The sequence below is a fragment of the Nocardia abscessus genome, assembly GCF_015477775.1.
Taxonomy (GTDB): Bacteria; Actinomycetota; Actinomycetes; order Mycobacteriales; family Mycobacteriaceae; genus Nocardia; species Nocardia abscessus_A.
The window spans coordinates 221,637-246,364 of the sequence record NZ_JADLQO010000001.1; the positions used below are offsets into that span (position 1 = coordinate 221,637).

23 protein-coding genes are annotated in these 24,728 nt (G+C 66.1%); 9 read left to right on the plus strand and 14 right to left on the minus strand.

Annotated elements, in window-relative coordinates; genetic code table 11:
* Nucleotides 1-42: 42 nt before the first annotated feature.
* Nucleotides 43-495 carry a MarR family winged helix-turn-helix transcriptional regulator gene (locus IU450_RS01170; protein WP_228833894.1) on the minus strand — a complete coding sequence of 151 codons (453 nt, stop codon included), beginning with the start codon at nucleotides 493-495 and terminating at the stop codon, nucleotides 43-45.
* A gap of 122 nt (nucleotides 496-617) precedes the next feature.
* On the opposite strand from IU450_RS01170, the gene IU450_RS01175 reads away from it, so the two are divergent.
* Nucleotides 618-1,616: an SMP-30/gluconolactonase/LRE family protein gene (locus IU450_RS01175; protein WP_195147921.1), complete on the plus strand. Its 999-nt coding sequence runs from the start codon at nucleotides 618-620 to the stop codon at nucleotides 1,614-1,616.
* A 76-nt stretch (nucleotides 1,617-1,692) separates the two neighbouring features.
* On the opposite strand, the gene groL is transcribed toward IU450_RS01175, so the two are convergent.
* Together groL and IU450_RS01185 are read right to left on the minus strand one after the other, a co-directional pair.
* On the minus strand, nucleotides 1,693-3,318 hold the full coding sequence (groL, locus tag IU450_RS01180) for a chaperonin GroEL (protein WP_174183369.1): 1,626 nt from the start codon (nucleotides 3,316-3,318) through the stop codon (nucleotides 1,693-1,695).
* A 223-nt stretch (nucleotides 3,319-3,541) separates the two neighbouring features.
* Nucleotides 3,542-3,835 carry a hypothetical protein gene (locus tag IU450_RS01185; RefSeq protein ID WP_043733678.1) on the minus strand — a complete coding sequence of 98 codons (294 nt, stop codon included), beginning with the start codon at nucleotides 3,833-3,835 and terminating at the stop codon, nucleotides 3,542-3,544.
* A 190-nt stretch (nucleotides 3,836-4,025) separates the two neighbouring features.
* On the opposite strand from IU450_RS01185, the gene IU450_RS01190 reads away from it, so the two are divergent.
* Entirely contained in the window at nucleotides 4,026-6,083 is a 2,058-nt protein-coding gene (locus IU450_RS01190) for an NAD(+) synthase (RefSeq protein WP_195147922.1), read from the plus strand.
* A gap of 61 nt (nucleotides 6,084-6,144) precedes the next feature.
* Nucleotides 6,145-6,819 (plus strand): suppressor of fused domain protein, encoded by a 675-nt coding sequence (locus tag IU450_RS01195; RefSeq protein WP_195147923.1) that lies wholly within the window; start codon nucleotides 6,145-6,147, stop codon nucleotides 6,817-6,819.
* Between the two features lie 243 nt (nucleotides 6,820-7,062).
* Here the strand turns inward: IU450_RS01195 and IU450_RS01200 are convergent, their stop codons facing one another.
* The 5 genes from IU450_RS01200 to IU450_RS39450 form a co-directional block, all read right to left on the minus strand.
* The gene (locus tag IU450_RS01200; protein ID WP_195147924.1) at nucleotides 7,063-7,788 is read right to left on the minus strand and encodes a Clp protease N-terminal domain-containing protein; all 726 of its coding nucleotides are present in this window, start codon (nucleotides 7,786-7,788) and stop codon (nucleotides 7,063-7,065) included.
* A gap of 54 nt (nucleotides 7,789-7,842) precedes the next feature.
* The gene (locus IU450_RS01205; RefSeq protein WP_195147925.1) at nucleotides 7,843-8,931 is read right to left on the minus strand and encodes an NAD(P)/FAD-dependent oxidoreductase; all 1,089 of its coding nucleotides are present in this window, start codon (nucleotides 8,929-8,931) and stop codon (nucleotides 7,843-7,845) included.
* A gap of 81 nt (nucleotides 8,932-9,012) precedes the next feature.
* A complete protein-coding gene (locus IU450_RS01210; protein WP_195147926.1) occupies nucleotides 9,013-9,981 on the minus strand; it encodes an RNA polymerase sigma-70 factor in 969 nt (322 codons plus the stop codon).
* A 138-nt stretch (nucleotides 9,982-10,119) separates the two neighbouring features.
* Complete coding sequence (locus IU450_RS39445) at nucleotides 10,120-10,395, minus strand: integrase core domain-containing protein (RefSeq protein WP_324197489.1); 276 nt, start codon at nucleotides 10,393-10,395, stop codon at nucleotides 10,120-10,122.
* Nucleotides 10,392-10,775, minus strand: a complete 384-nt coding sequence (locus IU450_RS39450) for a hypothetical protein (protein WP_228834154.1) — start codon at nucleotides 10,773-10,775, stop codon at nucleotides 10,392-10,394. The genes IU450_RS39445 and IU450_RS39450 overlap by 4 nt, the downstream gene beginning before the upstream one ends.
* 1,236 nt (nucleotides 10,776-12,011) lie before the next feature.
* On the opposite strand from IU450_RS39450, the gene IU450_RS01220 reads away from it, so the two are divergent.
* The gene (locus tag IU450_RS01220) at nucleotides 12,012-14,564 is read left to right on the plus strand and encodes a protein kinase domain-containing protein (RefSeq protein ID WP_195147927.1); all 2,553 of its coding nucleotides are present in this window, start codon (nucleotides 12,012-12,014) and stop codon (nucleotides 14,562-14,564) included.
* 278 nt (nucleotides 14,565-14,842) lie between these two features.
* Here IU450_RS01220 and IU450_RS01225 read toward each other — a convergent pair whose 3' ends face one another.
* Entirely contained in the window at nucleotides 14,843-15,214 is a 372-nt protein-coding gene (locus IU450_RS01225; RefSeq protein WP_195147928.1) for a hypothetical protein, read from the minus strand.
* A 193-nt stretch (nucleotides 15,215-15,407) separates the two neighbouring features.
* Here IU450_RS01225 and IU450_RS01230 point away from each other — a divergent pair, with 193 nt between their 5' ends.
* Nucleotides 15,408-15,677 carry a hypothetical protein gene (locus IU450_RS01230; protein ID WP_043699293.1) on the plus strand — a complete coding sequence of 90 codons (270 nt, stop codon included), beginning with the start codon at nucleotides 15,408-15,410 and terminating at the stop codon, nucleotides 15,675-15,677.
* A gap of 130 nt (nucleotides 15,678-15,807) precedes the next feature.
* Here IU450_RS01230 and IU450_RS01235 read toward each other — a convergent pair whose 3' ends face one another.
* A complete protein-coding gene (locus tag IU450_RS01235; RefSeq protein WP_195147929.1) occupies nucleotides 15,808-17,844 on the minus strand; it encodes a M13 family metallopeptidase in 2,037 nt (678 codons plus the stop codon).
* Between the two features lie 274 nt (nucleotides 17,845-18,118).
* Here IU450_RS01235 and IU450_RS41235 point away from each other — a divergent pair, with 274 nt between their 5' ends.
* Nucleotides 18,119-18,343, plus strand: coding sequence for a M13-type metalloendopeptidase (locus IU450_RS41235; protein ID WP_195148615.1), 225 nt, complete (start codon nucleotides 18,119-18,121; stop codon nucleotides 18,341-18,343).
* 441 nt (nucleotides 18,344-18,784) lie between these two features.
* Here the strand turns inward: IU450_RS41235 and IU450_RS01245 are convergent, their stop codons facing one another.
* The 3 genes from IU450_RS01245 to IU450_RS01255 all read right to left on the minus strand — a co-directional run bounded on the left by IU450_RS01245 (nucleotide 18,785) and on the right by IU450_RS01255 (nucleotide 20,809).
* Complete coding sequence (locus IU450_RS01245) at nucleotides 18,785-19,705, minus strand: CDP-alcohol phosphatidyltransferase family protein (protein WP_195148616.1); 921 nt, start codon at nucleotides 19,703-19,705, stop codon at nucleotides 18,785-18,787.
* Nucleotides 19,705-20,433, minus strand: coding sequence for a phosphatidylserine decarboxylase (locus IU450_RS01250; RefSeq protein WP_195147930.1), 729 nt, complete (start codon nucleotides 20,431-20,433; stop codon nucleotides 19,705-19,707). Before IU450_RS01250 ends, IU450_RS01245 begins: the two co-directional genes overlap by 1 nt.
* 103 nt (nucleotides 20,434-20,536) lie before the next feature.
* A complete protein-coding gene (locus IU450_RS01255) occupies nucleotides 20,537-20,809 on the minus strand; it encodes a GlsB/YeaQ/YmgE family stress response membrane protein (protein ID WP_195148617.1) in 273 nt (90 codons plus the stop codon).
* A 220-nt stretch (nucleotides 20,810-21,029) separates the two neighbouring features.
* On the opposite strand from IU450_RS01255, the gene IU450_RS01260 reads away from it, so the two are divergent.
* A complete protein-coding gene (locus IU450_RS01260; RefSeq protein ID WP_195147931.1) occupies nucleotides 21,030-22,058 on the plus strand; it encodes a beta-ketoacyl-ACP synthase III in 1,029 nt (342 codons plus the stop codon).
* 71 nt (nucleotides 22,059-22,129) lie between these two features.
* Here IU450_RS01260 and IU450_RS01265 read toward each other — a convergent pair whose 3' ends face one another.
* Nucleotides 22,130-22,585 carry an SRPBCC family protein gene (locus IU450_RS01265; protein WP_195147932.1) on the minus strand — a complete coding sequence of 152 codons (456 nt, stop codon included), beginning with the start codon at nucleotides 22,583-22,585 and terminating at the stop codon, nucleotides 22,130-22,132.
* Nucleotides 22,586-22,795: 210 nt separating this feature from the next.
* On the opposite strand from IU450_RS01265, the gene IU450_RS01270 reads away from it, so the two are divergent.
* Together IU450_RS01270 and IU450_RS01275 are read left to right on the plus strand one after the other, a co-directional pair.
* Nucleotides 22,796-22,993: a hypothetical protein gene (locus IU450_RS01270; protein WP_195147933.1), complete on the plus strand. Its 198-nt coding sequence runs from the start codon at nucleotides 22,796-22,798 to the stop codon at nucleotides 22,991-22,993.
* A 67-nt stretch (nucleotides 22,994-23,060) separates the two neighbouring features.
* Nucleotides 23,061-24,728, plus strand: a complete 1,668-nt coding sequence (locus tag IU450_RS01275; RefSeq protein ID WP_195147934.1) for an FAD-dependent oxidoreductase — start codon at nucleotides 23,061-23,063, stop codon at nucleotides 24,726-24,728.

Below are 24,728 nucleotides of genomic sequence, written 5' to 3' on the forward strand. Positions count from 1 at the left end.
GCGGTGGCGCATCCCCGGGCAATGCGCCACTGCTCGTGCGACTCAAGCGGCCGGATCGGGACGGATCGAGTCCAGCCGGTCGGCACACCGAGTGAGCAACTCCTGCAGGGTGTCTCGCTCGGCGGCGGTGAACTCCTCGGCCAACGCGCGTTCGACGCGGATGGCGCGCGCGTCCGCATCGTGCATGAGCGCCGCGCCCTTGTCGGTCAGCGTGGTCTCCAGGACGTTCTTGTGCCACGGATGCGGTGTGCGCTCGATGAGACCGCGGTCCTGCAGATTGCCGAGCACCGTGTTCATCGACGGCGGGGTGACGCCGCAGAGCCGGGCCAGGGCGGCGGCCGAGATACCGGGGTTCTCGGCGAGGAACAGCAGCGCGGCGTACTGCGGGACGGTGACGCCCGCCGGCTTCAACGCGGCGTTCTTGGCCGTGTTGAGGGACTGCTCGGCACGTTTGAGATACGAGCCGATCCGTTCGGCGGCGGGCATCGACGTCATAAGCGCATGGTATCCGCGCGTTCACTAGTTTCAGCCTTGACTGTTATTAGAGTTCTAACATAGATTCATGCCCGTTGTTTGATGTGAACACATTTGATCGCATGATCTCGAAGAGGTGCCCGATGCCCCACGCCCTGTCCCGCCGCCTGCTGTCGAGCCTCGCCGCTGGAAGCGCCTGCCTCACGGTCGTCGCCTGCGGCACGAGCGACGCGCCCAGCACTGCCGTCCACACCGTCTACGAACTGCCGGGCGATCGCGTCTACCCCGAGGGCATCGCGGTGGACGCACGCACCGGAGACAGCTACGTCGGCTCCTACAGCACCGGCGCGGTCTACCGCGCGTCACCGAACGCGCGACGGGCCGAGGTCTTCCTGCCCGAAGGCGCCAACGACCACAAGACCGCCAACGGCTTGAAGGTCGACACGGCAGGCCGGCTCTGGGTCACCGATTCGACCACCGGGGTCGCGGTCTACGACATCGCGACGCGCGCCCTGCTCGCCGACTTCACCGTGCCGGGCACCGAGCCGCGCTTCGTGAACGATCTCGCCATCACACCGGACGGCACCGCGTACCTCACCGACAGCATTCGGGCAGTCGTCTATCGCGTCACCCCGGACCAACTCGCCGCCGCTCGGGCACAGGGCGGGCGCGGCGAACTGACCCCGCGATTCGACCTGCGCTCCGCCCTGCCGCCCATCGAGCCGGGCGCCTTCACGCTGAACGGCATCGTCGCCGATCCGGCGGGCCGTTATCTGCTCACGGTCGACATGCCGCGCGGCGAGCTGTACCGCATCGCCTTGACCCAGGAGGCGAGCCCCATCGGCAAAGTCACCCTGCGCGGCGGCGATCTGCGGCAGGGCGACGGACTCGAACTGCGCGAGGGCACCCTCTGGGCCGCGCACAACACCACCAACACGATCAGCCGCTGGACCATCTCCGACGACGGCGCCACCGCGACGCTCGCGCAGCAGCGCACCGACGAGACCCTGGCCATTCCCACGACCCTGGCCCGCGCCGGTGACCGGACCCTGATCGTCTCCTCCCAGTTCGACAAGGGCGGTCCGATGGGGCCGGGCAGCCCGGAGACGCCGTTCGCCGTCGTCACCCTCGACGGAATCTGATGCCGAAACGCCGACAGCCGGCCCACCTCGCGGTGGACCGGCTTCCGGTTCGAACTGTGCTGCCGGGTGGCCGGACTCAGAAGTCCATGCCGCCCATGCCACCGGTCGGGTCGCCGGCGGGAGCGGCGGCCTTCTCCGGCTTGTCGGCGACAACGGCCTCCGTGGTTAGGAACAGGGCCGCGATCGAAGCCGCGTTCTGCAGCGCCGAACGGGTGACCTTGACCGGGTCGGCGACGCCGGCGGCCAGCAGGTCCTCGTACTCGCCCGAGTCGGCGTTCAGGCCGTGGCCCGCGGGCAGGTTGGACACCTTCTCGGCGACCACGCCGGGCTCGAGGCCCGCGTTGAACGCGATCTGCTTCAGCGGAGCCGAAAGCGCGACCTTCACGATGTTCGCGCCGGTGGCCTCGTCACCGGAGAGCTTCAGCTCGTCCAGCGCCGGAGCCGACTGCAGCAGGGCCACGCCACCACCGGCGACGATGCCCTCCTCGACGGCCGCCTTCGCGTTGCGAACGGCGTCCTCGATGCGGTGCTTGCGCTCCTTGAGCTCCACCTCGGTGGCCGCGCCCGCCTTGATCACCGCGACACCGCCGGCCAGCTTGGCCAGACGCTCCTGCAGCTTCTCCCGGTCGTAGTCCGAGTCGGAGTTCTCGATCTCGCCACGGATCTGCTGGACCCGGCCCTTGATGGCCTCCGGGTCGCCCGCGCCCTCGACGATGGTGGTCTCGTCCTTGGTGACGACGACCTTGCGCGCCTGGCCGAGCAGCTCGAGGCCCGCGTTCTCCAGCGACAGGCCCACCTCTTCGGTGATGACCTCGCCACCGGTCAGGATGCCGATGTCGGCCAGCTGCGCCTTGCGGCGATCGCCGAAGCCGGGCGCCTTGACGGCGACGGACTTGAAGGTGCCGCGGATCTTGTTCACGACCAGGGTCGACAGGGCCTCGCCCTCGACGTCCTCGGCGATGATCAGCAGCGGCTTACCGGCCTGGATGACCTTCTCCAGCAGCGGCAGCAGGTCCTTGACGGTGGAGACCTTCGAGCCGACCAGCAGGATGTACGGGTCCTCGAGGACCGCTTCCTGACGCTCCGGGTCGGTGACGAAGTAGCCGGAGATGTACCCCTTGTCGAAGCGCATGCCCTCGGTCAGCTCCAGCTGGAGGCCGAAGGTGTTGCTCTCCTCGACGGTGATGACGCCTTCCTTGCCGACCTTGTCCATGGCCTCGGCGATCAGCTCACCGATGGACGCGTCGCCTGCCGAGATACCGGCGGTGGCGGCGATCTGCTCCTTGGTCTCGACCTCCTTGGCGGTGTCGAGCAGCTTGGCGGTGACGGCCTCGACGGCCTTCTCGATGCCACGCTTCAGGCCCAGCGGGTTCGCGCCGGCCGCGACGTTGCGCAGGCCCTCGCGCACCAGCGCCTGGGCGAGCACGGTCGCGGTGGTGGTGCCGTCGCCCGCGACGTCGTCGGTCTTCTTGGCGACTTCCTTGACCAGCTCGGCGCCGATCTTCTCGTACGGGTCCTCCAGCTCGATCTCCTTGGCGATGGACACACCATCGTTGGTGATCGTGGGGGCGCCCCACTTCTTCTCCAGGACAACGTTGCGACCCTTGGGGCCCAGCGTCACCTTGACCGCGTCGGCGAGGCTGTTGAGGCCCCGCTCGAGGCCGCGGCGGGCCTCTTCGTCATACGCAATTGTCTTGGCCATGGCGTTGTTGAGATCCTCCATGTGTATGGCTGACACACAGGACGACCGCCGGTTGGGTCGCCCCAGTTACGCTGGCCAGGTTCGGTGCCCGCGACGGACGACCGAGGGTGTCTACGGAACCCGGTCTCACCGTCCCGACCTGGCACTCACAGGTCGAGAGTGCCAAGAGCATTTTTAGCACTCAGGGGTGTCGAGTGCAAGGTCCGCCCGCGCCGCCGCGCCGCTAATGGCGGTCGTCGACGCGCAGGACCAGCGCGACGAAGGCGTCGGTGCGGCGTTCCTCGGGCGTGCGGGGCTCGCCCTCCTCGACGGTGACGAGTTCGGCGTCGTGCAGTAGCAACTCCGCCTCCACCCGCATGATGGCGCGAATGAACGGCGGCGCGACGTCCGGCGGCAGGTCGCCGTTCACCACATAGCTGCCGTCCGGTTGGGACTCGGTGGACACATACGAAAGCGCGCGCAGCAGATCTGCGCGCCGTTCCCCCGCTATTAGGTCGGAATCCATTTCATCCGCCATTGCTATAGCTTAGCCGCCAGGGGTTCACATCTTCGGCCGGAAGATTCGCCGTCTCTGGCCCGTGCGACGAAATCGCAGGTCAGCGGGTCATTTGTCGGACAGCCGGGAATTCGACGCCGCGCCACCGCGCCCGCCGGGGCGTAGATTCCGACTGGACCATGATCAACCTCATCCCGGAAGGGGACGCAGGGTGGCCGACCTGCCGTTCGATTCGCTGTACCGGCACGGCTTCGCCCGGGTGGCGGTCGCGGTGCCCCGGGTACGGGTGGCCGACCCCGCCTACAACGTGGAGCAGACCGTGGAACTGGCCGCGCAAGCCGCGGCGGCGGGCGCGGTACTGACGGTGTTCCCCGAGTTGGGCTTGTCCTCCTACACCGCCGACGACCTGTTCCAGCAGGACGCGCTGGACGCCGCGGTCGAGGCGGCGCTCGAGCGCGTTGTCGCGGCGAGCACGGACATCGACACGGTGCTCGTGGTGGGCGCTCCGGTGCGGACCCAAGGCCGGTTGTTCAACTGCGCGATCGCCATCTGCCGCGGCCTCGTGCTCGGCGTAGCGCCGAAGAGCTACCTGCCGAACTATCGGGAGTTCTACGAGACGCGCCAGTTCGCGGCGGCGCGGGAGGTGCTGGAGGACCATGTCACGGTGGCCGGGCACCGGGCGCCGTTCGGGTCCGATCTGCTGTTGCGCGCGAACAATCTCGACGACTTCGTCTTCCACCTGGAGATCTGCGAGGACGGGTGGGTGCCGTTGCCGCCGAGCGGGTTCGCCGCGCTGGCCGGGGCGACCGTGCTGGTCAACCTGTCCGCGAGCAATATCGTGATCGGGAAGGCCGACTACCGGCGGTCGCTGTGCACCTCGCATTCGGCGCGGTATCTCGCGGCCTACCTGTACTCCGCGGCGGGCCACGGCGAGTCCACCACCGACCTCGCCTGGGACGGGCAGGCGCTGATCTGCGAGAACGGCGACCTGCTCGCCGAGGGTGAGCGGTTCTGCGATCATCCCCAGCTGGTCACCGCCGACCTGGACCTGCGCCGCCTCGCCGCGGATCGCTTGCGCACCACCAGTTTCGCCGACAATGTGCACGACCACCGGGACCGGCTGGTCGCGATGCGGCGCATCGACGTCCGGCTGCCCGTCCCCGAGGTCTCGGTCCCGCTGCGCCGCGAGATCGAGCGCTTCCCCTACGTTCCCGCCGACCCGGCCGTGCGCAACGAGCGCTGCGCCGAGGTGCACCACATCCAGATCGAGGGCCTGAGCACGCGTTTGCGCGCCACCGGGCTCGAGCGGGTGGTGATCGGGGTGTCCGGCGGGCTGGACTCCACCCAGGCGCTGATCGTCGCGGCCAAGGCGATGGATCGGCTCGGCCTGCCGCGGTCGAACGTGCTGGCCTACACCATGCCCGGCTTCGCGACCAGCACCAGGACCAGAACCGACGCACACCGCCTGATGGCCGCCCTCGGCGTCACGGCGCGCGAGATCGACATCCGCCCCTCCGCCACCCAGATGCTGCGCGACCTCGGCCATCCGGCCGCCGACGGCGCACCGGTGTACGACGTCACCTACGAGAACGTGCAGGCGGGCGAGCGCACCTCGCATCTGTTCCGGCTGGCCAACCTGCACGGCGCGCTCGTGGTCGGCACCGGCGACCTCAGCGAGCTCGCGCTCGGCTGGTGCACGTTCGGCGTCGGCGACCACATGGCGCACTACAGCGTCAACGCCTCGGTGCCCAAGACGCTGATCAAATACCTGATCGCCTGGGCGGTGGACACCGAGCAGCTCGGCGCCGAAGCGGGTGAGGTGCTGTCCTCGATCCTGCGCACCGAGATCTCCCCCGAACTCGTTCCGAACGCCGATCCCTCGGCGCCGTCGCAGAGTTCGGAGGCCGCCGTCGGCCCGTACGAGTTGCAAGACTTCCACCTCTACTACGTGCTGCGCTTCGGTTACCTGCCCAGCCGCGTCGCCTATCTGGCCAGCCACGCGTGGTCCGATCCCGCGACCGGCCGCTGGCCCGACCTCGTCCCCGCCGACCAGCGCAACGCCTACGACCTCGCGACGATCAAGCACTGGCTCGGCGAGTTCCTGCTGCGCTTCGTGCAGACCAGCCAGTTCAAGCGCTCGACGCTGCCGAACGCGCCGAAGGTCGGCTCCGGCGGATCGCTGTCGCCGCGCGGCGATTGGCGCGCGCCGAGCGACGCCTCGGCGGCGGCCTGGCTGGCCGAACTCGCCCGCAATGTGCCCGATGCCTGACCCGTCCTGAGCGTCGGACGCCCTCGCGTACAGCCGGACACGCCGTGCCTATGGTGGCTGGGTGAGTGAGAAACCCGGCTGGGATGCCATCGACGGGGCATTGCGGCCGCTGTACGGCGATATCGAGCCCTTTCACTGGGCGTCCGACCACCCGTGGTCCCTGGGTGGGTCCGACCCGCTCGACGGGATCAGCGCGTACCCCCGCACCGACCCGGTGCCGCACTGGCACTACGTCAGCTACGGGATGACCGAACTGTACGAGAAGGAATGGGACAACCCGGCGGAGTCCGGCTGGGGTTTCGAATTCACCTTCCGGTTGGCGCGCGAGCCCGGCGACACCGAACCGCCCGTGTGGCCGGCGAACTTCGTGCAGAACCTCGCCCGCTACGTCTTCCAGTCCGGCAAGTGGTTCGAACCGGGACACACCATCAAAGCGAACGGGCCGATCGCGGCGGGCCACGCGGACTGCACCAATCACGCCGTCTGCTTCACGGCCGACCCGGAACTCGGCGCCATCGACAGCCCGCACGGCCGCGTGCTGTTCCTGCAGATCGTCGGGCTGACCATGCGGGAATACCGTGCCGCACAAGGCGGACGCGGCCTCGCGCTGCTCGCCGAGCTGGAACCGCGACTACCCCTGTACGTCACCGACATCCACCGTGAGTCTTTGGTCGCCGAGCCGAAGCCGCAGGCTCGGTGGCCGCGATGGGGCGGCGGCCTGGCCGGACGGGCGTGATCAGGCCGCTCGACTCGCCGGTAGGCCGGTCGTAGCGGTCCGGCGTGGCCCGGGGTTCCCCGCGCCCCGGGTGCGCAACGCCCGCCGCCGCCGCGCCCGTGCCGCCCGCGCACCGCGGAACCCGTTGACGAGGTTGTGGATACGGTGCAACGGCACCGATCGCCGAGGCAGCCCGATCACCAGCAAAGACACCGCGAAAGCGAGCGCGATCCCCGCGCGGACTCTTCCGCCGCCCATCGGGACTCAGGGTTTCCCGGTCGTGATGGACGCGAGCACCTCGACCAGATGCGTTTCGACACTGGCCTTGTCGACGCCGAGGTCGCTGAGCAGGCCCGCGCCGTTCTCCTGTTCGAGCAGGGCGAGCAGGATGTGCTCGGTGCCGATGTAGTTGTGCCCCAGCCGAAGCGCCTCGCGGAAGGTGAGCTCGAGCACCTTCTTGGCCTCCGCGCCGAACGGGATCAGCGGGGGGACTTCCCCTTCGCTCGGTGGCAGGGACGCGGAGGCCGCGGCGGAGAGCACGTCGAGGGCCACGCCACGAGCGACGAGTTCGTGCACCGCGAGACCCTGCGGTTCGGTGAGCAGGCCGAGCACCACGTGCCCGAGGGCGATTTCGCGGTTGCCCGCCGCGCGCGCGGCCTCCTGCGCCGCCATCACTACCGCCCGCGCCCGCGCGGTGAAACGAGCGAAGCCCGTGTTCGGGTCCATGGCCGCCGCGGCGCCCGGATCGGGCACTTTGGGCACGAACCGCTTCTGCGCGGCCTGCTTGGTGACGCCCATGCTTGCCCCGATGTCGGTCCACGAGGCGCCGGAGCGCCGGGCCTGGTCGACGAAGTGGCCGATCAGGTGGTCGGCCACTTCATCGAGATGATTCGCCACGACCACGGCGTCGGACAGTTGCTCGAGCACGTTGTCGGGACGGGCTTTCTTGATGCCCTCGATCAGGTCGTCGAGGCGGAATTGTGAAGTCATGCGTCAACGATAGGTTGACGATGCCCAGTCGTCAACGACTGGTTGACGTTTAGTTCAGGGGCGCGCCTGCCAGGCCGCGCCCCGCACGATGCGCTCCTTCACCCACGCCGCCGTCCGCCCGGTCAGCACCGTCCGCGCCGGTGCGTCGTCAGCCCGCACCGCCTGGACGAGCCCGTCCCGGCGCCCCAGGCTGAGGCACTGGAGCACATACCGGAACTCGAACTCTTCCGGCTCGCGACCGCGCATCCGGGCGACGACGGCATCGGCCGCGTGCTTGCCGGTGGGCAGCGCCGTGGCGCACGCCATGCGCAGATCGCGACCGCCCGGCCCTGCGATGACGGCCGCGTCACCCGCCGCGTAGACGTCCGGGTGCGACACCGAACGCAAGGTCGAGTCGGTCAGCACCCGGCCGTGCGAATCCACCGCCAGGCCGGACCGGGCGGCGAGATCGGGCACGCGAAACCCCGTGGTCCACACCGTTATCGCGGCCTCGACCAGCGAACCGTCGGCCAAGCGCGGGCCATCGGGCGAAACCTCGATCACCTTGGCGCCGGAGCGGATCTCGACTCCGAGACGCTCCAGTGTCCGCCTGATGTGCGCCTGCGCCCGCGCCGACAGCCAGGCGCCCGGCTCCTCCGACCCGAGCAGCAGCACCCGGGTGCCCGGATGCGATTCGGCCAGTTCCGCCGCCAGTTCGATGCCGGTCGCCCCGGCTCCGACGACCGCCACCGGTCCGCCCGGCACCGGCAGCGAGTTCACGTCCTCCTGCGTCGCGACCGAATAGGCGTGTGCGGCCACCCCGGGAACGCTCTCGACATCGGCGATGCTGCCGAGGGCGTAGATCAGGGCGTCGTAGTCGAGGGCCTGCGCCGCGTCGAGCACCACGCGCTTTCCGGCCGTATCGATGTCCGTCGCCCGTGCGTTCACGAACTCGATCCGCTTGCTCTCCAGCAATTCCCGCAGATCCCAAGCGGGGATGTGCTGGCCGGACGCCTGCTGGTGCAGCCGTACCCGCTCTACGAACGACGTGTGGGCGTCCACCACGGTGATCCGCGCGTCCCGCGCCGTGCGAGCCAGCCTGCGGGCCGCCGCCAATCCCGCGTACCCCGCGCCGAGCACGACGATCCGATGCTGTCCGGTCATGATGTGGCTCCTTTCGATCGGCCATCACCCTTCAGACCGGACAGGCCCCCGGAACCTGACAAATCAGGGCCGTGAAGCGCGTCACACCGGGCGTCGACGCCTGTCCGGCAGCGCGCCGACGACGCCATCCGGCCCGGTGGACCGCGCGAAATAGGACAGTTTCTCCGGATTGACGATCAACCGCAGCGCGGTGACCGCACCGTCGGCCGCCTCGATACCCACCACGAGCAGCGGCGCGCCGTCCACCCGCGCGACCGCGGCGGGGGCGCCGTTGACCTCTTCCACGAGCAACCGCATCCCGGGTACCTCCCAGCGCAACAGACCCGCCAGGTACCGCGCCACCTGGTTCGCGCCGAGCACCGGCCGCCGAGCCGCGTTGACCTGGCCGCCGCCGTCGGCGGTCGCGCTCACGTCGGCGGCGAGCATCCGCTCCAGCGCCTCGATGTCGCCGTCGCGCGCCGCCTTCAGGAACCGCTCGATCAGTTCGTGAGCGTGCCCGGCCGGAATGCTGAAGCGGGCCCGGCCTTCTCGCACGCGCCGGCCCGCCCGGCGGAAGATCTGCTGGGAGTTCGCCTCGGTCACGTCGAGCATGTCGGCGATCTCACGGTGGGCGTAGCCGAAGGCCTCGCGCAGCACGAAGACGGCGCGCTCGACCGGGGTCAGCCGCTCCAGCGCGCTCAGCAGGGCCAGCGAGACCAGTTCGCGCTCTTCCACGGTCTCCAGCGGACCGAGTTCGCCGCGCGCGGTCGGCACCGGCTCGGGCAGCCACGGGCCGACGTAGGTCTCCCGCCTGGCCCGCGCCGAAACCAACCAGGTACGGCACAGATTCACCAGCGCGGTGGTCAACCATGCCTCGGCGGAACGGATTCGGGCGCGGTCGGCGCCGTCCCAGCGCAGATAGGTCTCCTGCACCGCGTCCTCGGCCTCGGTGGCCGAGCCGAGCATCCGGTAGGCGAGCGCGAACAGCCGCGGTCGATGCCCCTCGAATTCCCGCAGGCACTCCGACCTCTCCGGGTCTTCGGGCCGTACCGGTCGGGTGACGCGAGACATGCGTCCAGGTCCCGCGTTCAGTGCCGCTGCTGGTTTGGGCGTGCCCGACGAGTTACCAGTGTGCTCCCTAAACGCATCGCCGCTGGTCATGGGGACGACAGTACCGTGTGTTGAGCGGCCAATTGCCATCTAGTTGTGCTACTGACGATGGCCCGTTGACAGTGTGGGCCTGCGTCTTCTATGCAGCCTCTCATAGGGCGTCTGCCCTGCGAGGCCGCCGTGGGGGCGGTGGAAGTCGTAGTAATCCTCCCATTCCTCGAGCTTGTCATTGAACAACCCGGTGTCGTCGATGACGACACCATCGAGGAGGCGGTAGGACTCTTCGGCGTCGATGCGGTGCGAGCGCTCCACCTTGCCGTTGAGGCGCGGGGTTGCCGGTTTGATGTAGGTGTGGCCGATGCCCTGGTCGATCACGTGCCAGTGGATGGCCGACTGGAACTCCGCACCATTGTCGGTCTGGATCTTCTCGACCTGGAACGGCAGCCGGGCGAGGACGTAGTCCAGGAACTGGATCGCGGTCTTCTGGTCCGAGCGGGGTAGACACGCAGCACCCGCAGCCGGGTGCAGTCGTCGATGGCGGTGTACTGGTAGACGCGCTTGCGCCGCCCGGCCGCGGCGGTGATCGGTTCGATGAACTTCACATCGATCTGCACATGGTGGCCGGGGCGCTGCTTCTCGTAGCGCTTCCAGCGCTGCTTGTGGCGTTTGTAGCGCTGCGAGGCCGGCAGACGGTTCATGCACACGGTCGGACCGCAATCGCCGGCGCTGCCGGGCCGCGTCTCCGCCTCCGTCATGATGTGGCGCGTCGAGGACTCCGAAATTTGTTGGAACCGTTTGGAACCCCAGCGCGTCCTACCTAGTGACCAATCAAGAATCGAGGAAGGAGCGGACCGGTAGCCTGGCGTGCGCGACCGGCGGATCGTTCCGAAACCGAGAGACTGGCGGTGGAATCCGTTGTTCCCCAAACGGAGGGCTGGACCATGCATGCCCCGAGCGGCGATTCCATCGGAACAGGAATAGCTGTTGCAACCATCGACACGATTGCGGTGCAGGGCACCGCGACGGATCTGGCCGTCTCGAGCCAAGACCGTACTGGATCTGGACTCGGCAGCGCCATTCGCTGCCGCACAGAGGAATCCGTCCCAAGTAGGCCAAAAACTATCGACAGTTCGGCGACCGCCTGTCGCTGGCGTGCTCGGATGCCGCGAGCATTCTGGCGCGTTGGGGTGCGAGCATCGGTGACTGCACAACGGCCCTCAACCGTTGCGCTACGGCCTACCAGGCGCAAAGCAGGACAATCGAACCTCGATCGTCACCTGCCGACTGAATATGGCTGCGTGATGGACACTTTCGAGCCGAGCGCCAACGCCCTTGTCCGACCGCGGCGAATCCGGACTGCAGCGACTGCCGGGAGCTCGTCGAGTCTCGGGCGTGGCAACCGGCGAAAAACGTTGTCCCTCAAGCGAACAACTACAACGCACCCTGTTGCGCAACGTCAAATTGCGTACTATGCTCACATGGGAGGCTGGGGAGGCATCATCTGCTGGGAGGGGTTCTTCAATATAGTTGCACACCGATCTGTTATCGGCATAACTACTGTTTGAGCAGTTGATAAGAAACCCGAACCGAGCGCGGTTTGGTACGTCGGTGTACTTCTATTCACATCCAATACAAAGAGGCATTTTCAGACAAGGCGCGACGCTGGGCGGCCCCGTGGTCGCTACCAGCGGCGATGCTAAGTGCCACCTGAATTAGCCTTGAGATTGACATCAACTATGCATGCGACTCGCACGAGCAAACGTCGGGGAGGGTTTCCGTGTTCGTTAAGGTTGTTGGTTTGGTTGTGATCGTTACAGCCGTTGTCACAGGAGAATCGGCTGCTGCTGCTCAGTATTTTCCGCAGCCTTCCGGGGATGAATGCGAAATCATTGCCCAAGAGCCGGAGTGCTGTATAGGAATCTCCGGCGATTGGTATCGAAATCCAAACTATCCCAATCCGTGTCCGATCTCCTGATCAAAGTGAGTCCGAGATGATCTTAGAGCAGTATTGCATGCGGGACCGTGAATTCTTCAGCACACCGTCGGAAGCCGGCGTAGACGATGCTGACAGGGTTTTCGCTGGGGAGATTCCAGGATATACATCACAAACCGGCAAATATTGGACATATTGGACTCCCGACGTTGGTCCGGACGCTCCTCATCAGGGTTGGAAAATCCATCTCAGCGCCGCACTGGGTATAGAGCGAAAAGTAGCAGAAATCGCCGCAGATCTTTGTCGAGATATGGGCTTGCACTTCAAGGTTGCTGCATCGATCGCACAGTATCGTGCGACGAACTCCAAGAATGCCGACCGGGTATCCTCCGGAAAGCTAGTGACTATATATTCCGATTCGGATCGGCTTGAGCGGGCGGTCGTCGAGTTGGGTAATCGTACTGCCGATTTCGACGGTCCGCACATTCTGACCGATCTGCGGTGGAAGCGTGGACCCGTTTTCGTCAGATACGGTGGATTCCGGCGGCTGGAGGTCGACGGAAAGCTGTGCATCATCGACCCGGATGGACGACCGGAGGAGGACCAGCGGCTGCCCTGGTTCAGCCCACCTCCCTGGTTGGAAATACCGGAATTCTTGCGGGGCGTCATGGACCGACCTCGGGGTGGACCTGTTCCATTCACTATCGAATCTGCTATCAGTCATTCCAACGCAGGCGGAGTTTACCTCGCCACGATGCTGGAAAATGGCGAGAAAGTCGTCGTCAAGGAGGGACGGCCGAACGCAGGTTACACGCCGGACGGCCGCGATGGCTATCGAAGGATACGTGATGAGGTGACGACCATCCGCCGGCTAGGCAATCCGGACCTCTTTCCGCGAGTTCTCTGGAGCGGGGAGGTGGGCGGTCATTACTTCATGGCGATGTCCCGTGCTGCCGGTATCACACTGCAATCATGGATAGTCGACAATATGCCGCTTTACGCGGCGGACGGCGCCGATTGGGATCGGTATGGGAAAGACTGCGGCGTGATTCTGGACAACGCGGAGCGTGGGGTCAAACATATACGAAAAGCAGGTCTGGTTCACGCGGATCTCCATCCCCGAAACATCATTGTCGATCCCGATACGCTGGCTGTCACAATCATTGATTTCGAAACCGCCAAGGACATCACCGGTTGGAAATCGAGCGGTATACACGCACCGGGGTTCGCCCCGCCGCCCGGTGTTGCCCCTCAGGACATAGATTCGTATGCCCTCGCGCAGACGATCACGCAGATGCTCACGGCAAGGGTGGAGCACGCCGAGATCACGTCGAATCGCTTCAATTGGGCGCTTCCAGGATTGATGGAAGTCCTGGAGCGACATAACGGTCGCGTGCCGGACGGCGTAGCCGAGAATGTGATCAAACGGGACGGCATCATGGCGGAGCTGTCCTTGCCGGCAACTATGCAACAAAAGCCTCCTCCGAAGGACTTTTTGGCTGCTCTTCGCGACGATCTCCCTGCGGTTCTCGGGGCGGCGCACGATCGGCTGAATCGATTACCCGTCCATGCCGAGGCGCTGGAGGACTCCCTCTTCGGCCTGGCCTTCGGCGCCGCGGGCCACGCACTCGCTTTGCCCGACATGTTCGGTGATTCGGCCATCCGACAAGTGGTCGCCGAGGCGGGCCGGGTCACTAGGTCCGGACTCTTCGATGGATTGTGCGGGTCGATTTATGCCCTGCTCGTCCTGAACGAGGCCGTGGCCGCGGAAAAGCTCGCGAGAGATACGAATCTGCTGGATCGCGCGGACGGATGGCGCATCTTCGACGGGAAGGCAGGCATTATGCTTGCCGCTCTGCGGATGGAGCATTTCCCCGACGTCGAGTCGGTGCTCGTTCCCGATTTGGCGGCACAGCTGGCGGATGCTGCGCAGCGATACTGCGCCGGTGTCCCGTTGCTTCCTCCTCCGGAAAGCAAGGTGATGACCAACAGATTCACCGCGCAAACATCGGGTCTGATGTACGGCCACCTGGGGCTGGCGTGGTTGTTCGCGGAGGCACACCGTCGGTTCGGTGATGATCTCTTCGTCGATGCAATGAATCATGCTCTGCTCACTGAATTGGACCATTACGAGAGAGACGACAGAAACATACTTCATTACAAGCAGGGAAAGCGGCTGATACCGTATCTTGCGACGGGATCCGCGGGATTCGGTGTGGCGTTGAACAATGTCGATGTCAAGCGACTCGACGGCAAAGTGACGTCGTGCCTAGAGGATCTCGCCAGGGTAGATTCTACGTTATTCACCGTCAATTGCAGTTTGTTCAATGGATATGCTGGTCTACTCTACGGCACAAATGGTTTGAAGATGGTGATGGACCTTCCCGTGCGGCCCGTTTCCGATCTCAATCGGATGGTCCGAAGTATGGCGGTCCGGATGTCGTCAGATACCTGGGCTATTCCTGGAGATTCGAATTTCCGCATCACAACGGATCTCGCCTCCGGCTCCAGTGGAGTGATGCACGTGGAGTCCATGATGAAACGACGCGACTATGGGCTTCTGCCTCCTATACCGGAACCAACCCAAGGACTTGGCTCGCGAACCGCGTGATCAAGGCGGCCATGCTCGGCCACAAGCGACGATTTGAAAAGAGAGGAGGATGACATGACTGTACTTGACGTTCTCGAGCTCCAGAAGCTGGAGATTCCCGAACAGTGGCTGGAAGCGGACAATCTGCGAAGCACTCTGAGCCACAACGAATGCGGCACACAAGGTACTAGCTACATCAGCTGGCACGGATGCGTCGTTCCGTCGTAGCCGAGAGGAGAACACGCTGCCGCGGTATCGTGTCGGTCAAGAATTTCAGCAGACACGATACCGCGGCAGGTTTACTCGGAGAGCATGCGGTGTGACCAGACCACTTTGTCGGTGTAACCGTCGTCTCTGTCCGAGTAAGTGGACGCCAGGTGCGCTGTCACCCCGTCAGCGATGTGGGTCAGCTGAAGGTGGATTGGGTCGTCACGGTTCTGGTTGATGACGATCCGATGATGAGTCCGTGGCCCAGCGTCCTTTCCGGGGTTCCGGGCGAACCACTCTTTGCTCAGCTCGTGTTGTTCCGGTGAAAGAGTGGTGGAAGCGATGTCGAAGGTGCCCTGTTCGGCATATGCGTCGACAATCTCTTCGACGTAGGACCGAAGGTCCTCGAACTCTTCGTCGGTGCTGAAGATCACAATCTCCAGCTTATTGAATAGGCTGGTCATTGGATTCCTTTTGTGGTCTCGGGTCGGACGGTTTCGGCATCAGAGTACCGGTTGAGCGGTTGATGAGCCACCGAAATTTCATTGGTGGGGGAGGTAACTTCGAGAATCATTCGATAAGACCTGTGCAGTTTGTTTCATATCGATCCGGTCGCAGATGACGAAAACCGTGGCCGGTTGACAAAGGGAGAACGGAATGAAATCGAAATTCGGCAGGAGCCTGGGCGCCGCTATCGTGAGTGCGGGTGTCGTGGTATCGGCGCTCGTCGGAACGGGGGTGGCGGAGGCGGCAACCGTTACCGCTAAGGTCAGGTGTGACAAGGTTGAAAACAAGGGCGGCGCCACCGTTGGCTGGCTGGAAGCAGAGGGGACCGGCAACAACGTGGGAGAGGCGCTCGCGAACGCCGAGAAGAATGTCCAGGTGCCGGAAGGCTACTACAAGCGCCACTGCCGTCCGACAAAATAACCATCCTGATGCCGGTAAGCAACAGGCCTCGGCCTTCTGAAGGCTCCGTGCTTGGTAGCGGCAGCGGCCGGTCGGAACACCGTAGGTCCGGTCGCCCGCTGCCCCGGCTGACCGGGACCATCGGAGGCGATCAAATGGTGACGCGCTGCTCTTCGGGAAGCCACAGTTTGTCGGTGGGTTGCACAGTGAAGGTGGCGTAGAACTCGGGCAGGTTGCGGACGGGCTGGTTGCAGCGGAACTCGTTGGGAGAGTGGGGATCAGTGGCCACCTGGTCGGCAGTCGCCTCGTGGCGCCGTTTCTCCCGCCAGGTGCGGGCCCAGGCCATGAAGACGGCGGTGTAATCGAGGGCAGCGCCGCGCTTCTGCATGGCGATCCGGTAGGCGGCCAGCGAGGTGGCGAAACCACGGAGATCCGCCAGGTTCTCACCGACCGTGAACTTGCCGTTGACGTGCTGATCGGGTGGGACGCCGTCCGGCACGAGCTTGTCGTACTGGGCGATGAGCATGTCGGCGCGCTCGACGAAGGCGGCGCGGTCTTCGGGGGTCCACCAGTCGTGCAGGATACCGTCACCGTCGTATCTGGAGCCCTGATCGTCGAAACCGTGGCCCAATTCGTGACCGATCATCGCGCCGATGCCGCCGTAGTTGACAGCAGGGTCGGCTTCGGGGTCAAAGAACGGCGGCTGCAGGATGCCTGCGGGGAAGACGATCATGTTCATGCTGGCCGTGTAATAGGCGTTGACGGCCTGCGGAGTCATCCCCCACTCGCCGCGGTCCACAGGTGTGCCCAACTTGGCGAGCTGACGCCTGCTTTCGAAGACGTTCGCGGCGCGGATACTGGTAACGAGCTGGTCCTTGGTGACGGAGAGATTCGAGTAGTCGCGCCACTTGTCGGGGTAGCCGATCATCGGCTGGACCTTGTCGAGCTTGGCGATGGCGGCGTCGCGAGTCGCCTTGCTCATCCATTCGGTGCGCTGGAACCGCTCGCGGTAGGCCTCGCGCAGGTTGGCGACGAGATCGAGCGCCTGCTTCTTGGCCTCAGGTGGGAAGTGCTCGGCGACATATTTCTGGCCGAGCAGCTCGCCCGCCGTGGTGTTGATCAGGCGGACCGCCAGCTTCCACCGGTCCTCCGGCTGCTCGAGTCCTTTCAGAGTCTTGCCCGCGAAGTCGAAGTCGGCGTCGGCGAAATCCTTCTTCAGGAAGGCGGCGAATGCGCGGACGATGGCCAGTGTGAAGTACTCGCGCCAGACGGCGATGTCGGTATCGACCCACAGCTGCGCAAAAGCCGTGACGTACGAGGGCTCGTCGACCACCACAGTGGCGAACTTGGCGGGGCTTTCGGATATCGCCGCGAGCCAGCTGTCCCAATCGAATCCCGGTGCCTGCGTGCGCAACTCAGCCCAGCTGCGGATATTATAGGTCCTGTCGGCGTCGCGGGTGTCGACCTGGTTCCATTGTCCTGCAGCGATTCCTGTCTCCAGGTCGAGCACGCGTTGTGCCGTGCCCACCGGGTCTGGTAGTCCCGCGCCGGCGCCGAGGCGTTGCAGGTACGTGCGATAGGCGTCGCGGATCGGGGCTTTCCGCAGGTCACGGTAGTAGGCCTCGTCCGACATGCCGAGGCCGGACTGAGCCATCCTCGGCAGGTAGCGGGTTGAGTCCTTGGGATCGACGCCGACGTACAGCTGGAGCGGAGTGGTCTGAAACTGGGTGCGGAAACCTCCCGTCATGACCAGCTGACCGGCGACGTATGCAAGGTCCGACTTGGTCACGGCGTTGTCCACGGCCGCGAGCAGGTCGGCGATCGGCTTCGTGCCCTGAAGCTCGATCGTGTCGATGTCGAGACAGCCGCGGTAGAGGTCGCGCAGCTTCTGCTCCGGTGAGCCCGGCGCAGCGTCGTCGTCGATGCCCTCGAGGATGGCGTTGAGGTTATGGCGGGCGCGCTCGTCCATCTCCTCGAATGAGCCATAGCGGGACTTGTCCGGCGGTAGCTGGTAGGTCCGCAACCAGGTGCCGTTGACGTGAAGATACAGGTCGTCCTGAGGCCGGATTGTGTTGTCAGCCTTGGACAGATCGGGCCCGTCCGGCTTCGTGGACTCCGACGTACACGCTACGGGCGCCACGCCGAGAGCGAGCAGAAAAGCGCGGCGGCCAAACGGCGTTACAGTCAAAGAATCCCCCTCATTTTACGGCCCGGCGCCCGAGCGTACCGGAGAGAGTCGTACGGCCCAATGGGGACTCACGCGCCTGGGTTCGGCTGGACGGCCGCATTACTGCGGCGGTCCAGCTGCGCCAGCGAGAATCTGGCGGACCTCAACGGTCCGCGGATCGCGGTTGCTGCGTACGCCGCCGCTACGCGCCGCAGAGGTGAGACCCCGGACCTCCGTACCCTGTTCCTCTCGTGGGCGCGCTGCTGGCGAATGAACAGAGCCGACCGTTCGCCGAATCCGCCCTTGCCGCCATCACGCAGCACGCAGCACGCAGCACGCACCCAGCAGGTTTCGGACGAATCAGGTGGTGTGCAACTTCCCCGAGTTCTACTCGGCTTTCGGCACCGCAGCAGGAGATCGGATGTTCCTGCTAGCCAGCGGCTCGAACTGTCGACGTGCCATTCGCAGACCACGCGACATGAAAGAGCCTGATACGCACACGATTACATTGAGTACCTGATCTGGCGACGAAGCAAACAACGTGGCATACCTGACGCTTAGTGGTCCTGCCCGTAGGTTTGTCGTGCTGTTTGCGTGTCCTGCCAGGACACAACCTACGACAGGGCCAACTGCAAGGGGTCGACGCCCATCCGATGGCAAAACTGCACTCTTGTCCGATCGCTCATGTCCGGCATAGTTGCTGGCCAGCCGTCGAGGCTTGTCATCGAACCCGCCATTTAATGGCTGACGTCAACCACAACACCCGCGCGCGCCAACGCTGGTAATCGATAGCACAGCCAGAACTGAGCAGAATTTCCAATATATCCGCAGTTCAGAGGTTCACTGAACCAACGACACCTGACGCCGCCAACGCTTGACAAGACACCCATCGCACGCTCGTTCGATGCGAGTACATGGAGCTACCCATGTACTCACGAAACCAGTTGTCACCCCGAAAGAGCTACCTGCGATCCGAACTCGGGGACGGATGACCGTTCTGGCGCTGTTTCGCCCCGGGTCGGCGCAATCGCAGACGAGCCGACGAGCCACGGATGGCCGGTCGCCGGATCGCGGGAAGCCGCCGGTCGGCCCGGCGTTGCGCCCGGCGTTCGGCGGGTTTGTGTGTCCAGGTCTCCGGGCGCGCGGCCACCCAGCGCTGGGAATGCCAGGCGAACGGGATATGACCCAGGTACAGCGCGACCAGCACCAGCAGCAGCACGATCGGATAGGTGACCAGCGCCGCCGCGGCGAGCGCGACCAGGAACAGCAGTCCCGCCGCCGCCTGGGGGGCCACCGACACCGACTTCATGGCGAGCGTCGGAATGGTGCTGACGCACAGCGCGGCGGCGAACACCGTCCATGCCGCGACCTCGTAGAAGCCGACCCACCAGCCGTCGCCGAACTGCACGAACAGCGCCACCGGCACCATCGCGATGAGCGCACCGGCCGGAGCGGGCACGCCGACGAAGTACTCGCGCGCCCAGTCCGGCCTGGTGTCGTCGTCCATCAGGGTGTTGAACCGGGCCAGGCGCAGCACGATGCTGACCGCGAACAGCAGCGCGACGATCCATCCCACGCTGTTGCTGCTGAGCAGGGTCACGTACAGCACGAGCGCGGGGGCGACGCCGAAGGAGATGGCATCCGACAGCGAATCCAGCTCGGCGCCCATCTTGGTGGTGGCGTCGAGCATCCTGGCCAGCCTGCCGTCGAGGGTGTCCAGCACGGCCGCCGCGCCGATCATGGCCAGCGCGATGTCGAGCTTGCCGTCGAGGCCGAACTTCACCGCCGACAGCCCGGAGCACAGCGCCAGGATGGTGACGATGCTGGGCAGCAGGCGGATGCTCCGCCGCCTGCGCCGCTGGGTGGGTACCGCCGCTTCCATCACGAGTCGGCGGTTGAGCCGAGCACGGCGAGCACGGTCTCGCCGCCGATGGTGCGCTGACCGGGCTGCACGAGTAGCTCGGTGCCCGGCGGGAAGTACGTGTCGACCCGCGAGCCGAAGCGGATCAGGCCGTAGGTGTCGCCGATGGTCAGCACGTCGCCGGCCTGGGCGTCACAGACGATGCGCCGCGCGAGTAGGCCGGCGATCTGCACCACGACGACCCGGCTGCCCTCCGGCGTCTCCAGGAGCATGGTGTTGCGCTCGTTCACCGAACTCGCCTCGGGCAGGTCCGCGGAACGGAACTGGCCGGGCTGGTGCTGCACCGTGCGCACGATGCCGGAGACCGGCGTGCGCTGCACGTGGACGTCCAGCACGGACAAGAAGATGCTGACCCTGGGCAGCGGCTCGTCGCCGAGACCGAGCTCGGCGGGGGGAGCGGCGGTGTCGACCAGGGCGATCTCGCCGTCGGCGGGCGCGACCACCACACCCGGCCGGTTCGGCGGCACGCGATGCGGATGACGGAAGAAGGTCGCGCACGCCGCCGCGGCGAACAGGCCCGTGCGCCGCACCCATCTGCGCTTGCCGCCGACGACGGCGACCGCGAGGGGCGCGGCGACGAACGGGAGCCCGGCGGGATGCAGCGGAGGGATCGCGTTGCGGACCAGGTCGACGACGTGGCCGACTCCGGTTCGTTCAGGCGTGCCGGGCGGGGTGGGACGGCGGGCCACAGGCTCCTCTTTCGTGCTCGATGCAAACGGGTTGCGCCTCCTCAACGATAGGACGGGCGCAAGCGTTCACACCTTACGGGAAAGGAGCCTGTGGCACGCGGGGTCAGGACCTGACTCGGGCCCCCGTGACCAGTCGAACCAGGAACAGCAGGATGACCGCGCCACCCAGGCAGGTGAAGAAGCTGAACCAGAGCCCGGCGCCGTCGACGTCGACTCCGAACAGCTTCAACACGAACCCACCGAGCAGACCACCGATCACCCCGACGACGATATTGAGCAGAATGCCCTGCTGGGCGTCCGTCTTCATGATCTTGCTGGCGATCCATCCGGCCAGACCGCCGATGATGATCCATCCGATAATCCCGAGACCGAGCATGGTGTCCTCGCATCCTAGTTGGGCCACGCCTCGTGCAGCAGTGGCGTGCTCCGACGAGATACCCAGCGATTGTCGGAATACGCGCGGCGAATTAGCGACTTTCGGGCTAATATGAGGAAGCCTCATGTCTATCCACCGATGGGCGGGGGCTGATGAGGGACCGATTTCGATGCTTCGGGGAACACCCGGCGGCGCCGCCGCAGGTACATAGGAGACGCAGATGGCTGCTCGAATCGCCCAGACCACCGGGGCTGAGCACACGGCGCTTCTCGGGCTCGGCGTTTACCGCCCCGCTCGAGTGGTCACCAACGACGAGGTGGCAGGTCCGATCAACTCCAGCGACGAGTGGATCCGCACCAGGTCGGGCATCAAAACCCGGCGGTTCGCCGACGAATCGGAGACGATTCAGAGCATGAGCGTCGCGGCCGCGCGCGGCGCGCTGGAATCGTCGGGCCTCGCGGTCGACCAAGTCGATTGCGTGATCGTTGCTACGTCGACCCATCTGTTGCTGACGCCGGCCGCCGCGCCGCGCATCGCCACCGAACTCGGCATGAACGGCGCCGCCGCCTTCGACGTCTCGGCCGGCTGCGCGGGCTTCTGCCACTCGATAGCGCTGGCATCGGATCTGGTCCGCGCCGGCACCGCCGCACACGTGCTCGTGATCGGCGTGGAGAAGCTGACGAACACGGTCAACCCGACCGACCGCTCCACCGCCTTCCTTTTCGCCGACGGCGCGGGCGCGGTGATCGTGGGCCCCGCCGACGAGCCGGGCATCGGCCCCACCGTGTGGGGCTCGGACGGCACCCAGCACCACGCCATCCGGCAGGACAAGGACTGGATGGAGTACTTCCACGAGATCGATGAGAAGGGCCTGGAGGCGGTGCGGCCGTATCTGGCCATGGAAGGCACCGCGGTGTTCCGGTGGGCCGCGCACTCGCTGGAGAAGGTGTGCCGCGACGCGATCGACCGCGCAGGCCTGTCCCCTGAGGACCTGGACGCGATGATCCCGCACCAGGCCAACGGCCGCATCATCGAGATCATGGCCAGGGTGCTGAAGCTGCCCGAGCACTGCGCGCTCGCCAACGACATCGAGGAGGCGGGCAACACCTCCGCCGCCTCGATCCCGCTGGCCATGGAGGCGCTGCTGCGCAAGGGCGAGTCCAAGCCCGGCGACACGGCGCTGCTCATCGCGTTCGGCGCGGGTCTGTCCTACGCGGCGCAGGTCGTGACGCTGCCCAACTGGAAGTAACGCCGCACTCGCGGTCGCTCGCCGCGGCGCTGATCACAGGCTTCCCGTGACAGCACCGCGGCGAGCACGGCTCAGGCGCCCGCCTCGACCGCCGTCTTGATCTTGCCCAGCGTCTCGTTCATGCCGCGCACCAGCTGCTCCTCGAACGAAAGCTCACCGCCGAGCACCGCCTCGATCGCCTTGCGGGAGAACCAGGTGGTGCCGTTGGGGACGTCCCGCCGCTCGATCAGCCGCGTGCCGGACTCGGTCGGCTCCAGGGTGTAGCTCCACACCGTCCGGTTCTCGGTGACCCGGAACGCGAACGCCTGGTTCGGCTCGAAACGCACGATCCGGGAGGTGGTCGGCCAGTATTTCTTGCCGTCGCGGTTGAGGTTGATCGTCCAGGCGCCGGCCCGGAGCGAGCCGAGCGCCACCATGCGCACACACTGCGGGCTGAACTCCGGCATCCGCTTCAGATCGGAGACGACCGCCCACACCCGCTCAGGGGGTGCGGCGATGTCGATGGTGGCTTCGAGATTTTTCGGCAACGCTGCCTCCGGGATACGAGCGACGGACCGATGGCCTTGGTTGTCCGAACGCGTGTGGACGATGCGCGCACATTTTAGACGGGAAGACAGTTACGTCACATTTTCGCTACCGACCCACCGGCCGCTGTAATGCGCGGCGGGCAATAACAGATAGATGAAGCAACAGACACTGCCTCCAACTTTCGGCGTCCCAACGTGAGGTGATCGGCCGTGAAACTGCGCGCCCTGCTGCATCGTCGACCCGCGGAACAGGTTCCGCTACTGCCCGCCATCGAGCCCGAGAACGGGCGAAGAACCCGCGGCGCGGCGGCATCCCCGCGCACCGCCCGCGCGGCCGCACAGGAAGAACGTCTGGAGCGCCTGCTCACTCCGCGTGAGCTCGATCTCGTCCTGCGTCATCGGCTCTGAATCATCGGCTCTGAGCCCTGGGCGAACGCCCACGACAGACCGCACCGACAGGCTCCATACTCGTCAGGTGACTTCACCCGCTGCTACGAAACCGGCCATCCTGAGCGTCGACGACGATCCGGGCGTTTCCCGGGCGGTCGTGCGCGACTTGCGCCGCCGTTACGGCGCCGACTACCGGATTCTGCGCGCGGAATCGGGTGCGCAGGCGCTGGAGGCGCTGCGCGAGATGAAGTTGCGCGGGCAGCCGGTCGCGGTGTTGATCGCCGACTATCGGATGCCGGGCATGGACGGCATCGAATTCTTGGAGCAGGCGATGGACCTGCACCCCTACGCGCGTCGCGTGCTGTTGACCGCCTACGCCGACACCAACGCCGCGATCGACGCGATCAACGTCGTCGACCTGGACCATTACCTGCTCAAGCCGTGGGACCCGCCGGAGGAGAAGCTCTACCCGGTGCTGGACGGCCTGCTGGAGGCCTGGCGCGGCAGCGAGCATCGGCCGGTGACCGAGACCAAGGTGGTCGGCAATCGCTGGTCGCCCCGGTCGTCGCAGGTACGCGAATTCCTGGCGCGTAACCAGCTGCCCTACCGGTGGTACCTGGCCGACGAGCCGGAGGGCGCGCGCCTGCTGGAGGCGGCGGGGGCCGACCCCGAGCGCTGTCCGGTGGTGATCACCTCGGCGGGCGAGGCGCTCGTGCAGCCCTCCGACAGCGAACTGGCCCAGAACGTCGGCCTGACCGTCGCTGCGGCCGGCGAGTTCTACGACCTGATCGTGGTCGGCGGCGGTCCCGCCGGTCTGGGCGCGGCGGTCTACGGCGCGTCCGAGGGCCTGCGCACCGTGCTCGTGGAACGGACCGCTACCGGCGGGCAGGCCGGGCAGAGCTCGCGCATCGAGAACTACCTCGGCTTTCCCGACGGCCTGTCCGGCGCCCAGCTGGCCGACCGGGCGCGGCGCCAAGCCGCGAAGTTCGGCGCCGAGGTGGTCACCACGCGCGAGGTGGTCGCGCTGGAGGTCAACGGGTCGGCGCGCACCGTGCGGTTCGCCGACGGCGGCAGCCTGTGCGCGCACACCGTGATCATCGCGACCGGCGTCGACTACCGCCGCCATCCGGCGCCCGGCGTCGACGATTTCACCGGACGCGGCGTGTACTACGGCTCGGCCATGACCGAGGCCTCCGAGTGCGCCGATCACGACGTCTACATCGTGGGCGGCGCGAACTCCGCGGGCCAGGCCGCGGTGTTCCTGTCGCGCAACGCGCGCACCGTGCACCTGCTGGTCCGGGCGGATTCGCTGGAGCAGTCCATGTCGCACTATCTGATCCAGCAGATCGCGCAGATCGGCAACATCGAGGTGCACACCAACACCGAGGTGGTCGCCGCCGACGGCGCCGATCACCTGCAACAGATCGTGCTGCGCGACAACCGGACCGGCGCCGAGGAAAAGGCCGACGCGGAGCGGCTGTTCCTGTTCATCGGCGCGGCGCCGCAGACCGAGTGGCTCGACGGCGTCGTCACCCGCGACGACGCGGGTTACGTGCTCGCCGGGCCGGACCTGATGGTCGACGGCGCGCGCCCCGCCGGCTGGGAGTTGTCCCGGCCACCACACCATCTGGAGACGAGCGTGCCAGGCGTGTTCGTGGCGGGCGACGTGCACGCCGAGTCGGCCAAGCGCGTCGCCTCCGCCGTCGGCGAGGGCGCGATGGCCGTCATGCTCGTCCACCGTTATCTCGCCTGA

Bases quoted from the DNA above. Each gene is read 5' to 3' on its own strand.
- IU450_RS01170 (WP_228833894.1), bottom strand. From the start codon at position 495: ATGACGTCGATGCCCGCCGCCGAACGGATCGGCTCGTATCTCAAACGT.
- IU450_RS01175 (WP_195147921.1), top strand. From the start codon at position 618: ATGCCCCACGCCCTGTCCCGCCGCCTGCTGTCGAGCCTCGCCGCTGGA.
- groL (WP_174183369.1), bottom strand. From the start codon at position 3,318: ATGGCCAAGACAATTGCGTATGACGAAGAGGCCCGCCGCGGCCTCGAG.
- IU450_RS01185 (WP_043733678.1), bottom strand. From the start codon at position 3,835: ATGGCGGATGAAATGGATTCCGACCTAATAGCGGGGGAACGGCGCGCA.
- IU450_RS01200 (WP_195147924.1), bottom strand. From the start codon at position 7,788: ATGACTTCACAATTCCGCCTCGACGACCTGATCGAGGGCATCAAGAAA.
- IU450_RS01205 (WP_195147925.1), bottom strand. From the start codon at position 8,931: ATGACCGGACAGCATCGGATCGTCGTGCTCGGCGCGGGGTACGCGGGA.
- IU450_RS01210 (WP_195147926.1), bottom strand. From the start codon at position 9,981: ATGTCTCGCGTCACCCGACCGGTACGGCCCGAAGACCCGGAGAGGTCG.
- IU450_RS39450 (WP_228834154.1), bottom strand. From the start codon at position 10,775: ATGACGGAGGCGGAGACGCGGCCCGGCAGCGCCGGCGATTGCGGTCCG.
- IU450_RS01220 (WP_195147927.1), top strand. From the start codon at position 12,012: ATGATCTTAGAGCAGTATTGCATGCGGGACCGTGAATTCTTCAGCACA.
- IU450_RS01225 (WP_195147928.1), bottom strand. From the start codon at position 15,214: ATGACCAGCCTATTCAATAAGCTGGAGATTGTGATCTTCAGCACCGAC.
- IU450_RS01230 (WP_043699293.1), top strand. From the start codon at position 15,408: ATGAAATCGAAATTCGGCAGGAGCCTGGGCGCCGCTATCGTGAGTGCG.
- IU450_RS01245 (WP_195148616.1), bottom strand. From the start codon at position 19,705: ATGGAAGCGGCGGTACCCACCCAGCGGCGCAGGCGGCGGAGCATCCGC.
- IU450_RS01255 (WP_195148617.1), bottom strand. From the start codon at position 20,809: ATGCTCGGTCTCGGGATTATCGGATGGATCATCATCGGCGGTCTGGCC.
- IU450_RS01260 (WP_195147931.1), top strand. From the start codon at position 21,030: ATGGCTGCTCGAATCGCCCAGACCACCGGGGCTGAGCACACGGCGCTT.